The sequence below is a fragment of the Streptomyces sp. NPDC086787 genome, from assembly GCF_044745865.1.
Classification (GTDB): domain Bacteria; phylum Actinomycetota; class Actinomycetes; order Streptomycetales; family Streptomycetaceae; genus Streptomyces.
Genome location: NZ_JBIVBC010000016.1, coordinates 2,872 through 15,008, shown reverse-complemented (window position 1 = coordinate 15,008; position 12,137 = coordinate 2,872). Strand labels below are relative to the sequence as shown.

Annotated in this window: 14 protein-coding genes; 7 read left to right on the top strand and 7 right to left on the bottom strand. The window is 70.6% G+C overall.

Annotation, left to right across the window (positions count from 1 at the left end; all coding sequences use genetic code 11):
• Positions 1–214: 214 nt before the first annotated feature.
• Positions 215–859, top strand: coding sequence for a hypothetical protein (locus ACIPK3_RS28385; protein WP_402574147.1), 645 nt, complete (start codon positions 215–217; stop codon positions 857–859).
• Positions 860–880: 21 nt separating this feature from the next.
• Here the strand turns inward: ACIPK3_RS28385 and ACIPK3_RS28380 are convergent, their stop codons facing one another.
• The 5 genes from ACIPK3_RS28380 to ACIPK3_RS28360 form a co-directional block, all read right to left on the bottom strand.
• Positions 881–1,285, bottom strand: coding sequence for a hypothetical protein (locus tag ACIPK3_RS28380; RefSeq protein WP_402574146.1), 405 nt, complete (start codon positions 1,283–1,285; stop codon positions 881–883).
• A gap of 47 nt (positions 1,286–1,332) precedes the next feature.
• On the bottom strand, positions 1,333–1,665 hold the full coding sequence (locus ACIPK3_RS28375; RefSeq protein WP_402574144.1) for a hypothetical protein: 333 nt from the start codon (positions 1,663–1,665) through the stop codon (positions 1,333–1,335).
• Between the two features lie 774 nt (positions 1,666–2,439).
• Positions 2,440–3,066, bottom strand: a complete 627-nt coding sequence (locus ACIPK3_RS28370) for an alpha/beta fold hydrolase (protein ID WP_402574142.1) — start codon at positions 3,064–3,066, stop codon at positions 2,440–2,442.
• Positions 3,067–3,210: 144 nt separating this feature from the next.
• Positions 3,211–3,774: a hypothetical protein gene (locus ACIPK3_RS28365; protein ID WP_402574141.1), complete on the bottom strand. Its 564-nt coding sequence runs from the start codon at positions 3,772–3,774 to the stop codon at positions 3,211–3,213.
• A gap of 117 nt (positions 3,775–3,891) precedes the next feature.
• Positions 3,892–6,159, bottom strand: coding sequence for a PAS domain S-box protein (locus ACIPK3_RS28360; RefSeq protein WP_402574360.1), 2,268 nt, complete (start codon positions 6,157–6,159; stop codon positions 3,892–3,894).
• Between the two features lie 469 nt (positions 6,160–6,628).
• Between ACIPK3_RS28360 and ACIPK3_RS28355 the strand changes: the two genes are divergently transcribed.
• A complete protein-coding gene (locus ACIPK3_RS28355) occupies positions 6,629–7,255 on the top strand; it encodes a hypothetical protein (protein ID WP_402574140.1) in 627 nt (208 codons plus the stop codon).
• Positions 7,256–7,597: 342 nt separating this feature from the next.
• A complete protein-coding gene (locus ACIPK3_RS28350) occupies positions 7,598–8,059 on the top strand; it encodes an RpiB/LacA/LacB family sugar-phosphate isomerase (protein ID WP_402574138.1) in 462 nt (153 codons plus the stop codon).
• A 36-nt stretch (positions 8,060–8,095) separates the two neighbouring features.
• Here the strand turns inward: ACIPK3_RS28350 and ACIPK3_RS28345 are convergent, their stop codons facing one another.
• The gene (locus ACIPK3_RS28345) at positions 8,096–8,461 is read right to left on the bottom strand and encodes a DUF6479 family protein (protein WP_402574136.1); all 366 of its coding nucleotides are present in this window, start codon (positions 8,459–8,461) and stop codon (positions 8,096–8,098) included.
• 137 nt (positions 8,462–8,598) lie between these two features.
• Here ACIPK3_RS28345 and ACIPK3_RS28340 point away from each other — a divergent pair, with 137 nt between their 5' ends.
• On the top strand, positions 8,599–8,967 hold the full coding sequence (locus ACIPK3_RS28340) for a ferredoxin (protein ID WP_402574135.1): 369 nt from the start codon (positions 8,599–8,601) through the stop codon (positions 8,965–8,967).
• 103 nt (positions 8,968–9,070) lie between these two features.
• Positions 9,071–10,249: an acyl-CoA dehydrogenase family protein gene (locus tag ACIPK3_RS28335; RefSeq protein ID WP_402574134.1), complete on the top strand. Its 1,179-nt coding sequence runs from the start codon at positions 9,071–9,073 to the stop codon at positions 10,247–10,249.
• A 189-nt stretch (positions 10,250–10,438) separates the two neighbouring features.
• On the opposite strand, the gene ACIPK3_RS28330 is transcribed toward ACIPK3_RS28335, so the two are convergent.
• Entirely contained in the window at positions 10,439–10,630 is a 192-nt protein-coding gene (locus ACIPK3_RS28330) for a hypothetical protein (RefSeq protein WP_402574378.1), read from the bottom strand.
• Positions 10,631–10,767: 137 nt separating this feature from the next.
• Here ACIPK3_RS28330 and ACIPK3_RS28325 point away from each other — a divergent pair, with 137 nt between their 5' ends.
• Positions 10,768–11,361: a hypothetical protein gene (locus tag ACIPK3_RS28325; RefSeq protein WP_402574377.1), complete on the top strand. Its 594-nt coding sequence runs from the start codon at positions 10,768–10,770 to the stop codon at positions 11,359–11,361.
• Positions 11,362–11,718: 357 nt separating this feature from the next.
• A partial coding sequence (locus ACIPK3_RS28320) for a phosphopantetheine-binding protein (protein ID WP_402574132.1) occupies positions 11,719–12,137 on the top strand: 419 nt, incomplete at its 3' end.

Here is a 12,137-nt window from a genome sequence, read left to right as displayed (position 1 = left end):
TCCGGCATATCGGGGCGCGGGCATGAGGGTCGCGCCCGTCGGGGCCTGGCCGAAACTTCCGTACCGCGATGCTCGGCATCATCCCTAGAGTGCGGGCACCGGTACCGGCCACGACCGCATCAGGAGCAGACGGGGCCGCACAGCGTGCTGCCCCCAAAGGCTGCTGTACCGCCGGACCGCGTGCACACCCCTTCCCCTTGGAGAGGACCCCGCCATGTCGAACACAGCCCCGCCCGCTGCCCGTACAAGACCCCGCGGCTCCCTGCGCAGGGTGATCGCCGTGCTCTCAGGCGCTGCGGCGCTGGCTGCGGCGGCCCTGCTCCCGGCGGGACCGGCCGCTGCCGCGACCGCCCCGGCCCCGAGGTCAACCGTGCTGACCGTCATCAGTGCCGTGAACCTCGACGCCTACTGCCGCTCGGTGGGACATCCCAACGCCGTCCAGAACTCCGCGAGCGCCTCCGGCTGGGACTGCAGCGGCGGCGGCCCGGTGAACATCACCTCGGCGTGCCAGTACCAGTACGCAGACGCGGTGGCCAAGGGCATCGGTGTCTACGAGGAGCACGAACGCTCCGGCCCCACGGGATGGGTGTGCCAGGGGGCGGTGAACAAGCGGATCGATCTGAGCGGCGGCCTCGACCTCTCCGGCTACTGTCACTCCATCGGGCTGGGGGACGCCTACAACACGGTGCGCAACGTGGACGGCTGGATGTGCGGCAACGGCGGCGCCGGCTTGCGCATCGATCTGAGCAGGGTGTGCCGCAACCAGAACCTCGGGTACGTGCAGGCCGGATATGCCGTAGTACACGGCTACCGGGACTTCACGTCCTGGACCGGCATTGGCTGCGTGGCCCTGGCGTGACCGCGTTCTGCGGCGATGACGTCACGCTCTCCGTGCGCCCGCGAATCCTCCGGGCGCTGACGGGCGGCGTCGCCGGTTGGGTGCCGCGATCCCGACGCCGCCGACGAGGTCCTCGGCGGCCGTGTGCGGGCGCAGCAGCATGGTCGCCGGAACGGCTGCGGCGACGAGGGCGCACTTGGCGGCGGCTGCCCGGAAGACGGACAGGTGCGGCGCCGCCTCGCGCCCGCGGTTGCGCCGCCGCTGCTGGAAGCGATGCACCAGTGGGGGCACCACGATGACGAAGGCCAGCAGCCGGGCGGCTTGTTCCCGGACGGGCGCGTCCCGGTTCAGGCTCCAGACCGCCCCGAGGATCAGACCGGTCAAGGCGTACCCGAGCCGCAGGGCCGCGGGCCTGCGCCTGCTTCCGGCGCGTCGGAACGGTCCCACATCGCGAGGGTCCGGCGTCGACGCCGCCTCCGTCTGCTTCGGTGGCGTCATGCGGGGGCCTCGACCTCCAGCATGCGGGTCTCCCGTGGGAGGTGTTCGCGCAAGTCGGCGACGAGGTCGTCGCGGAGGGCGGTGAGAGAGCGGTCGTTCCAGCTGTTGTGCCACTGGTGGGAGTCGTCGTGGACGTTGTAGAGCTCGCCCTCGGTGCCGTCGTACTGGATCCAGGCGGTGGTCAGCACCCCCTCGCCCCAGGTCTTCTCCAGACCGTTGGGCCGGCCCGCGGTGGACTTCTCGTACACGGTGCAGAGCCAGCCGCCGCGGTAGATGGTGCGCAGGTGCATGCCGTAGCCGGGGAACTGACTGTCCCATTCGCACAGCACCCGCTCGTGGCGGCCCTGCCCGTCGGAGGTGGGGGCGCTGCCCCCTGCATCAGGGCGGGTTTGCCGGTGAGGATCCTGCGGATGGCCTCGTCGTCACCCGGGTGGCCCGGCGGGAGGTCCAGATCGCGCCAGTCGACGCGGGACATCTCCGACGAGGGTGGGTCCCAGGAGTGGTGCGGGTCGGGGAAGCTGACCCAGCAGAAGAATGGGGCGGCGGGGTCCTGGGTGCGTGACCAGTCGACGGCACGGTCGGCGACCCATTCGGTGTGGTAGAGATCGCGGGGGATGGGGTTGTGCTTGGCTTCCGGGGCGCCGGTGTCGCCGCCGGGATGCGCGCCTGGGAGATCGGCGTACGCATGGAGGTACTGGGGGTGCCGCTCGGCGATCCACTCGCCGTAGTGGCCGATCCGGAAGTCGTTGAACGCCGCGGCGTGCGCGGCCTGGACGGCGTGGTCGAAGCCGCGCCAGGGGCCGGTGGTGCCGGTGGAGGCGCGCCGGGTCTCGGTGTATCGGTACTGGGGGGTCGAATGCCGGCTCGAAGTGGGCCTTGCCGATCAGCGCCGTACGGTACCCGGCCCGGTCGAGTAGGTGCGGCCACCGACGGGGCGTCCTCGGGCAGTGGGATGCCATTGGCCACGACGCCGTGCGTGCGCCCGTACTCCTCGGGGTGGTGGCTGAACTTGAGCAGGTTGAGCATGACGATCTCCCCGTCCGTCTCGCTCGCCAGGAGTTCGGCGACCTGGTCGGAGGTGGGGACGAGGCCCGAGGTTCGCTTCATGAGGTCTCCTCGATGAACGACGCGATGAGGTCGGCCACTTGGGACGGGGCGTCCTCCTGCAGGCAATGGCCGGCTCCGGCCACGTTGGTGCGGCGGGCCGCGGGGAAGGTCGCGAGAAAGCGTTCGTCGCCGCCGCGCGTGATGGGGTCCGCGTCGCTGAAGGCGGTCAGAACCGGGCGCTGGAAGTCCTTGAAGGCGCGCCAAGCGCTGCGCTGGTCCTCGGCCGCGGGGTCACCGGGGCGGGTGGGGACCAGGGAAGGCATCGCCCGTGCGCCGGCCTGGTAACTGCCGTCCGGGAACGGGGCGTTGTACGCGGCCTGCACCTCGTTGTCCACCGGACGTGTCGTGCCGCGCTCGACGACGGCTCCGGCGTCGAAGACCGGTACCGTCGCGGCGAACTCCTGCCAGGCCAGGAAGTGTTTGGACGGCTTGGCGGCACCCGTGGGCAGACCGGTCTTGGCGAGGACAGCCCGGACGAAGCGGCCGGGCTCCTCGGCCAGGAGCCGCAGGCCGATCATGCCGCCCCAGTCCTGACCGAAGAGGTGGCCTCCCGCAGGCCCAGCCCGTCGAAGAGCGCGTGGGACATCCACGCAACGTGGCGAGCGAGGGTGTGGTCCGAGCATTCCTGATGGGGCGCCAGCGCTGACTGGTTCCGGTACGGCATGCTCGTCGGCCTCTTTCAAACGACACCGCACCTACTGCCGAAGGTTGGCCTGCCTGAACCCCGACGGGGCGAACACCCAGAATGCGGCCACTCAGAGGGCCGGTCACCCAAGTCCCGGTACTTCCCCCGACGGCCGGACGGTCCACAAGCACAAGGCCCAGCAAAAGGCCCACACGCGTCCAAAGAACCGCGGTGCCAAGGCCGTCAAGGCGCCCACCAAGTCGAATGCCGGCCCCACGGCCAAGGCCGTGCAGCTGGTCAACAAGGAACGTGCCAAGGTCGGACGCCGACCGCCGCCACCGCGGTTGTTGCCCAGGTCGCCGTTCATGGCGGTCGCGGTGTCCAGCGTCAACGACGTGGAACCGACCTCGAAGATCCGGGACAGGGCGGTGGCCGAGGGAGTGCGGCGGATGGTGGCGTGATTGCCGTGGACCACCAGCGGCTGTGTGACCAGCGGCAGCTGGCCCTGGAGGTTGGTGAGGTCGTAGAGGCAGTACGCGGCCAGGTCGAGCGCGTCACCGCCCATGACCGAGTTCGAATTGGTGATCGCGGTGAAGAGGTCGTCCGTGGAACTGACGTGCGCGGCTCGCGCCTGCGGACCGGCGGCATCAACGTAACTGGGACGTATTGGCTGAATATCTGACATGCCGATGCCTCGTCGGACCATCAGCCGATCGGCTTCTGTCGGGACGGCCTTGCGGGAGACGGTCGCGCAGGGGCCGGCCCGGGTCGAGAACGTCGTTTTCTCCGTCCTGCCCGGCCACAGCCCGACCGGCCGGCGGGACTACTTCCCCGCGCTTCTGATGCTGAACCACGTCGTCTTGCCCTCGTCCGTCGGCCGGACACCCCAGGCGTCGGCGAGTGCGCGGACCAGCAGCAGGCCCCGGCCGGACTCGGCGTCCTCGGCCGCGACGCGGGGCTGCGGAAGGTGGGGGCTGTGGTCGGCGATCTCGATCGTGAGTTCGGTGTCCGTGCGGCAGATGTGCAGCCCGATCGGGCCCTGGGCGTGCTGCACGGCGTTGGTGAGGACCTCGGACAGCAGGAGGCATGCGTCGTCCCGCCGGTCCGCCACCCGCCAGTCGTCGAGCACCTGGCCGAGGAAGCTCCGGCCAGCCGGGACGGACCGTGGCTCCGCCGGCAGCTCCGTCGTCGCGGTGGCCAGCGGGGCGGCGGGCAGCTGTGTCAGCAGCAGGGTGACGTCGTCATGGCCGTCCGCGTCCGGGAGCAGGGCCGCCAGCACGTGGTCCACGACGTCCTCCAGGACCGGGGCCTTGTGCGCGAGGGTGTCGAGGGTGAGGATCAGCTCCGCGAGCTGGTCCTCGATGTCACTGCCCGGCGTCTCGATCAGCCCGTCCGTGTAGAGCACCAGGGTGGCACCGCGCGCGATCCTCGTTGCGGTCTGCTCGTAGACGACGTTGCCGACACCGAGCGGCGCGTTCACCGGAGCCGGCAGCGTGCGGGCGCCCTCGCCGGGGACGGTTACCAGGACCGGCAGATGCCCGGCGGAACAGATGGTCACCTCGCCGGTGTCGGCGGCGATCACCAGATAGCAGCAGGTCACCAGCTGGTCGGGGACGTCCAGGTCGGCGACGACGGTGTCCAGGGCCTGCATCAGCTGCCGCGGCTGCATCCCGGTCTTCGCCAGGGCGTGCGCGGCGGACCGGAGCTGGCCCATGACCGCGGCGGCCTCCAGGCCACGGCCCATCACGTCACCGATCAGCACGCCGACCCGCCCGGCCCCCAGCGGGATCAGGTCGAACCAGTCCCCGCCCACCCCGGCCCCCTGGGTGGCCGGCAGATAGCGGCTCGCGGTGGCGAGGCCCGGGATGGCGGGCGGTGTACCCATGAGACTGCGTTGCAGCGTCAGGGCGATGTGCCGCTGCTGCTCGTACAGCTCCGTCAGCTCCGCCTCCGCGCGCTTGCGGTCGCTGATGTCGCGGACGATCGCGCACGCTCCGATGACCGCGCCGTCCGGGGACCGGGTCGGCCACAGGGTGACGTCCACGTCCAGCATCCGGCCGGAACGGGTGACGCGCAGCGTCTCGAAGTGCTCCACCTTCTCGCCCTGGCGCAGCCGCTCCAGGAGCACATTGATGTCGTCCCGAAGCTCCGGCGGGGCCAGTATCGACACGTGCTGCCCGACCGCCTCCGCCGCGGTGAACCCGTACAGCCGCTGCGCCGCCGCGTTCCAGTACGTGATGTGACCGTCCAGCGTATTGGCGAGGATCGCGTCCTGCGACGACTCCACCAGCGCGGCGAGTTCGTTGATGCGTTCCTCGGCGGCCTTGCGTTCGCTGACGTCGCGGACGGCGGCGGAGACGAGGAGGCCGTCGGTGGTCTCCAGGGGGCTGAGGCTGATCTCGACGGGGAACTCGGTGCCGTCCTTGCGCAGGCCGTAGAGGTCGAATCCGGCGCCCATGGGCCGTACCTGCTGGTTGTGCGCGTAGCTGTTGCGGTGCTCGGTGTGGTGGCCCCGGAAGCGGCCGGGGACGAGGAGCTCGACGGGCCGGCCGAGGAGTTCCTCCCGTCTGAAGCCGAAGAGGGCCTCGGTCTGGGCGTTGACGAGCCGGATGGTGCCGGTGTCGTCGACGATCACCATGGCGTCCGGGGCCGCCTCCAGCAGCCCGCGGAAGCGTTCCTCGGCGGCCTTGCGTTCGCTGACGTCGCGGACGGCGGCGGAGACGAGGAGGCCGTCGGTGGTCTCCAGGGGGCTGAGGCTGATCTCGACGGGGAACTCGGTGCCGTCCTTGCGCAGGCCGTAGAGGTCGAGCCCGGCGCCCATGGGCCGTACCTGCTGGTTGTGCGCGTAGCTGTTGCGGTGCTCGGTGTGGTGGCCCCGGAAGCGGCCGGGGACGAGGAGCTCGACGGGCCGGCCGAGCAGCTCTTCACGTCCGTAGCCGAAGAGGGCCTCGGTCTGGGCGTTGACGAGCCGGATGATTCCGGTGTCGTCGACGATCACCATCGCGTCCGGGGCCGCCTCCAGCAGCCCACGGAAACGCTCCTCCGCGGCCCCCGGGCCGCTCGCCGACGGGTTCGCGCCGCAGTGGCACATCTGCTCCACCACGTCGGCGCAACCGGGCGTAACCACCTCGGCCAAGTCGCTCATGTTCATCCCCGATCCGCGGCTCACGATGAGGTGGGCCATCTCAGCGCAACTCGGACTCTTCCGCACCGGCATGTCGTCAACTGGCCGCACCCCGTTCGAACCTGCTCGCGCGCGATGCCGGGCGTGACTGGTCCGCGGCCACGGGTGGTCCGTCCGGGTGATGGCGGTGGTTGCTACGGGCTGTGCGCCCCGTGGGCCATTCGGCAGGCATTCGGGCGGCTTCTGGCCCAAGCTGTAGATGTCGTACGCGGTCACCTGAGCACTCTGGAGGTCGCCATGAACGGCACACGGTATGCCCGGGGCGCGCTCGGAACACGGCGCCCTACGGACCTCGAACCCGGCCTTCCGGACACCGGAAGGACCCGGCCCGCCTGAGACCGAGGACGGCCGGAGCGCGGGAAGGAGGCGACGGCCGATGGCGAGGTCACGTCGTACGAAGACGATCGAAGGACGCGAAGGACTTTTCCGGCGCTGGCGGTGGCGATGGCGGAGCAACCCGTTGCGGCGGCGCAGCGACGCCGTCGAGGCCTGGATCGTGCTCGCCATCTGGCTGCTCGCCCTGCTCGGCGGGGCGTGCGTGGCCGTGGTGGCGGCCATGACGGTGGACGGGGACCTCGCGGCGCGGCGGGCGCAGGCGCAGCCCGTCTCGGCCGTGCTGGCCGCGGACGCGGTGGACGCCATGCCCGCGGCGGCCGGCGGCTACGACGACAGCCGGGTGTGGGCGACCGTGCGCTGGACGGCCCCGGACGGCTCCGGGCACACCGGCCGGGCGAAGGTCGCCCCCGGCGTGGCCGCCGGCTCCCGGGTCACTGTCTGGACGGACCGCACGGGCCGCATGGTCTCCAAGCCGCTCGGCGTGACCGAGTCATGGCTCCAGGCGGCCGTCACCGGGATACTCGTCGCCCCCGCCGTCGGGGCCGTGGTCTGGGGCGGAGGCCGACTGGTGTGCGGCCACCTGATCCGCCGCCGCCTCGCGGAGTGGGACGAGGAGTGGAAACGGGTGGGACCGCAGTGGCGGAACCGGAGCGGGGGACGGGGGTGAGGGGTGGAGGAGCGGTGCGCGGCCTCGGCCTGGCGGATGCCTTCCGGCCGGGGCGCCGCTTTGTGACGGGGCGGGCAGTCTTCTGTGGCAGTCGTCCGTGATGGGGCAGGCTGCGGGGCCGTGCTGCGGGGGTTCTCGCCGCGTTGCCCGTCGGCCTGCGTCGGCCTGCGTCGGCCTGCGTCGGCCTGCGTCGGCCTGCGTCGGCCTGCGTCGGCCTGCGTCGGGTGGGTTTGGGCGGCTCGTCGCCGGTGGATTGCTAGGGCTCGCTTCGTGCGGCGGTCGTCGGCGCCAGTGGCCCGCGGCCCCGAGGCCGCCTTCCCCGCGAGCCGCTACGCTCCAGGCATGCGGATCTCCGTCTCCTCCGACATGGACGAACCCGTCGCTCGCCACCTCGTGGACGAGCTGCGTCGGCGCGGTCATGAGGTGCGCACGTACGGTGCGTTGCGACCGGAGGCGGACCGGCAGTGGGCGGTGTGTTCCGAGGCGGCGGCTCGTGACGTGGCCGTCGGACGGGCGGATCAGGCGGTCGTCTGCTGCTGGACCGGGACGGGCGCATCGATCGCCGCGAACAAGGTGCCGGGAATCCGGGCGGCCCTGTGCACGGACGCGTACACGGCGGACGGTGCCCGCCGCTGGAATGATGCCAATGTGCTCGCCCTCGGCCTGCGCCTGACCTCCGCACCCGTCCTCACGGAGATCCTCGACGCCTGGTTCGCCGCCTCGCCCAGCGAGGACGCCGATGACCGGAGCAATGTCGCCCACGTCGGCCGTATCGACGCCGACAGGGCCGCCGCGCGCGACTGAGTCCGCCGGAGCTGCGCCGCCGGAGCAGGCGCGCGATCAGTGGGCGCCGAGCCCGCCTCCGCCGAACGAGCCGCTGGAGCCCTTGCTCCAGCGCGGACGGTCCGTGGAGGTGCTGGGCCGGGTCGACATGTTGCTCAGCTCGTACGGCGTGAGGGGGCGACCGCCCTTGGGCATCCGGGGAACCTCCTGGGACTCCCGGTTCTCCATGACCTCACGCACCGCGCCCTCGGGCGGCAGGTGCGGCTGCTCCTCGGGGCGCGGCCGGGGCGACTCGCGGTACTTCACCCGCGAGGTCAGCCAGAAGCCCCCGCCCAGCACCGCCAGCACGGCCATGGCCACGAGGAAGAAGACGAGCCCCATCAGGCCGCTCGCCGCGGCCAGCTGTATCGAATCGGTAGTCATACGTGAGGGATACCCCACGCATAACGGGGCGAACCGGACGTATTCCGTGAGCGGTCGTCGACGTTCGGCGAGATCGGCGGCCGGGGTTTGATCCGTCGGGTCGCGGCAACCCGGCGCGTGTGACGTCGACGGAATCGATGAGTTCGGCGGATGCCCGCCAGGAGCCCTACCGGTTTCTGGAGGACCGCTTCACGTGTGCGCAGGCGTGCGCGGAATGTGCTCGGGCCTGCGCCCTTGGCGCGAGCGACATGGACCCCGACGGTGGGGACGGCCAGGAAAAGGTGCGGCGGCAGGCCATCATGTGCGCGGAAGTGTGCGACGCGACCTGCCGGGTGCTCGACGAGTGTCAGGACGAGGACGGCATCCGCGTCCAGCTGGAATGGTGCCGGGACGTCTGCCTCGACTGCGTGCGCGCGCTCGACGGCCGGACCGGCACCGACGGCGCGGCGGCGGCGTGCCGGGACTGCGCGCGAGCCTGCGACTACTTCGTCGGCACGCTGAACTAGCGCGTGCCATTCCGCGCGTGCTACCCCGCGTGCATTCCCAATTTCTGTAACACGTTCTACGGTGTGCGCCGTCAGGACCGGCCACCGCGAGCCTGGAGGCGCCGTGCATCTCGACCACACCCCCGAGCAGCTGCGGCTGCGCACCGAACTGCGCGCCTACTTCGCCGACCTGGTGCCGGACAACGCCTACGCCCGCTACGCCGACCCGGCCGCGCAGAAGCGGTTCTACCGCGACACCGTTCGGCGCCTGGGCACGGACGGCTGGCTGGGCGTGGGCTGGCCCGAGGAGTACGGCGGGCGGGGTCTGACACCGATGGAACAGTTCATCTTCTTCGACGAGGCCGCGCAGGCCGGGGTGCCGTTGCCGCTGATGGCGCTCAACACGGTCGGGCCCACGATCATGCAGTTCGGCACGGACGAGCAGAAGGACTATTTCCTGCCGAAAATCCTCTCCGGCGAGATCGACTTCGCCATCGGCTACAGCGAGCCGGACGCCGGCACCGACCTGGCCTCCCTGAAGACCCGGGCCGTACGCGACGGCGACGAGTACGTCGTCAACGGCCAGAAGATATGGACGACCAACGGGGACACCGCCGACTGGGTGTGGCTGGCCGTGCGCACCGACGTGGACGCTCCCCAGCACAAGGGCATCACCATCCTCCTCGTGCCGACCTCCGACCCCGGCTACTCCTGCACCGTCATCAACACCCTCGCCTCGCACGACACCACGGCCAGCTACTACGAGAACGTGCGCGTCCCGGTCTCCCGCCGGGTGGGCGCCGAGAACCAGGGCTGGCGACTGATCACCAACCAGCTCAACCACGAACGCGTCACCCTCGCCGCGCACGGCACCATGGCCATCCGCGCCCTGCGTGACGTCCAGAACTGGGCGATGGAGACCAAGCGCGCCGACGGCCGCCGGGTGATCGATCTGCCCTGGGTGCGCGGACGGCTCGCCCGGACCCACACCAGGCTCGACGCGATGAAGCTTCTCAACTGGCAGATGGTCAACGCCGTCCAGGAAGGCACGCTCACCCCGCAGGACGCCTCGGCGGTCAAGGTGTACGGCTCCGAAGCCCGCCGCGACGCCTACGCCTGGCTGATGGAGATCGTCGCCGCGGCGGGCTCGCTCAAGGAGGGGTCCGCGGGCGCCGTACTCCACGGCGACCTGGAGCGTGGCTACCGCTCGGCGGTGATCTTCACCTTCGGCGGCGGCAACAACGAGATCCAGCGCGAGATCATCTCCTGGATCGGCCTCGGCATGCCTCGGGTGCGGCGTTAGCCTGCTGTGACTACCGACTTTAGTTGTCACATACCGGGGATAGTTGGCACCACGGGTCTGTAGGGTCGATGTCAGCTGAATGACGACGCGAGAGTGGAAATCAAGTGGTTGAAGTGGTTGCCGCCCATCGGGCCGCCGACTTCTTTAGGTCGTCAACGAGCCGCGCGTTCGCATACAACCCGTGCTCGGCTACGGCGGCTCCTGGCTCGCCCTGCGCCTGGTCCCGGACGCCCAGTCCGCCGTGACGGCGGCGACGGACGGCGGCTCGGCCGCGTCCGCCTGGTGGTCCGACACCGTGGGTGATCCCACCGACTTCACCCCGTACTGGCTGCTGGTGGCCGCGCCGCACAGCCGACTGTGTGCCCTCCCCGTCGTCGCCAAGTGGCTGCTCGTCGGCCGCTTCACCCGCCGCCGGATACGGGTGTGGAGCCTCGCCTACCTGCGTTTCTGGTGCGTGAAGGCCCTCATACGCACCAGCCCGGCAAAGATCCTTCGGTTCACCGCTCTACGGGCTCTATTTGCGAGCCCTCGGCGCGCACATCGGCAAGGGCGTCGTCATCCTCTCCCGGACCGTTCCGGTCCGCACCGACCTGCTCTCCGTTGGAGAGGGCACGCTCATCCGCAAGGACGTTCACCTGTCCTGCTACCGGGCGCACGACGGCTGGATCGAGACGGGCTCCGTCACCCTCGGCGCACAGGTGATCGTCAGCGAGCAGACGGTGCTCGACATCGACACGGCGATGGGCAACGGCGCCCAGCTCGGCCACGCCTCGTCCCTGCAGCCAGGCCAGAACATTCCGGCCGGTGAGACCTGGCACGGCTCGCCTGCCGAGGTGACGACGAGCGACTACGGCGGCGTCCCGCCCGTCGCGTGCGGCACTCTGCGCCACGCCACGTACAGCCTGGGGCAGCTCGCGGCCATGCTGCTGGTGCACCTGCCGATGTCGGTGGCCGGCGTGAGCATCGTGCTCTCCGCCGTACCGCAGCTGAACGCGGTGCTGAGCCCGGAGTCATCGGCCCTCACCGACCCGATGTTCGTCCTCACCGCCCTGCTTGCCTCCCTGGTGGCGTTCATCGGTCTCGTGCTGGTGGGCAGCATCCACCGGCCATGAGCACGGAAGGCGGCAGCACGCCGTGCGAACGCCGGGGCGCCGGTCACGGGCGTCGTCGGCCATGTGGCCGAGGACGCCCGGCCGGTCGGCGGGGCGAGGCCGGACACATGACAGATGGTTGAAACCGGCGCTCTTCCGGATCCTGGAAACGTGGGAAACCGCGCATCTCTGGGCATGCCGTCCGAGTCGCCGACCTCGGACGCCCCTTCCTGCCGTGCGTCGCTCGCCCGCTTTGCTCCGCATCTCCGAGCCGGGCTCCGGATCTGCGTCTATTGCTCTGTACTCGGCAATGACCTGGCGACAGGACGTTTCGGTGGCTGTCAGACAGGCGCCTGGCCTGACTGGAGGTGAAGGCACATGCACTCCAAAACCACCGCCGCAGACACGAGCGGCGCGACGGCCTCCACCGAGATGAAGATGGCTGAGGTCCTGGCTGGTGTCCTGCGCACGGAGCGGGTGCCGGTCGACGGTGACTTCTTCTCGGAGCTGGGTGCTGATTCGCTGGTGATGGCGCAGTTCTGTGCGCGTGTGCGCAAGCGTGAGGATCTGCCGACGGTGTCGATGAAGGACGTCTACCTGCATCCCACGCTCCGGGGCCTGGCCGCCGCGTTCAGCGACAGCGCTGCACCCGGGGCGCGGGCCGCAAGCGGCACCGATGCACTGCTGGCGGAGGTGTTGGCCGGTGTCCTGCGCACGGAGCGGGTGCCGGTCGACGGTGACTTCTTCTCGGAGCTGGGTGCTGATTCGCTGGTGATGGCGCAGTTCTGTGCGCGTGT

Bases quoted from the DNA above. Each gene is read 5' to 3' on its own strand.
- ACIPK3_RS28345 (WP_402574136.1), bottom strand. From the start codon at position 8,461: ATGACTACCGATTCGATACAGCTGGCCGCGGCGAGCGGCCTGATGGGG.
- ACIPK3_RS28370 (WP_402574142.1), bottom strand. From the start codon at position 3,066: ATGCTCGGACCACACCCTCGCTCGCCACGTTGCGTGGATGTCCCACGC.
- ACIPK3_RS28360 (WP_402574360.1), bottom strand. From the start codon at position 6,159: ATGTGCCACTGCGGCGCGAACCCGTCGGCGAGCGGCCCGGGGGCCGCG.
- ACIPK3_RS28365 (WP_402574141.1), bottom strand. From the start codon at position 3,774: ATGGTCCGACGAGGCATCGGCATGTCAGATATTCAGCCAATACGTCCC.
- ACIPK3_RS28385 (WP_402574147.1), top strand. From the start codon at position 215: ATGTCGAACACAGCCCCGCCCGCTGCCCGTACAAGACCCCGCGGCTCC.
- ACIPK3_RS28350 (WP_402574138.1), top strand. From the start codon at position 7,598: ATGCGGATCTCCGTCTCCTCCGACATGGACGAACCCGTCGCTCGCCAC.
- ACIPK3_RS28355 (WP_402574140.1), top strand. From the start codon at position 6,629: ATGGCGAGGTCACGTCGTACGAAGACGATCGAAGGACGCGAAGGACTT.
- ACIPK3_RS28340 (WP_402574135.1), top strand. From the start codon at position 8,599: ATGAGTTCGGCGGATGCCCGCCAGGAGCCCTACCGGTTTCTGGAGGAC.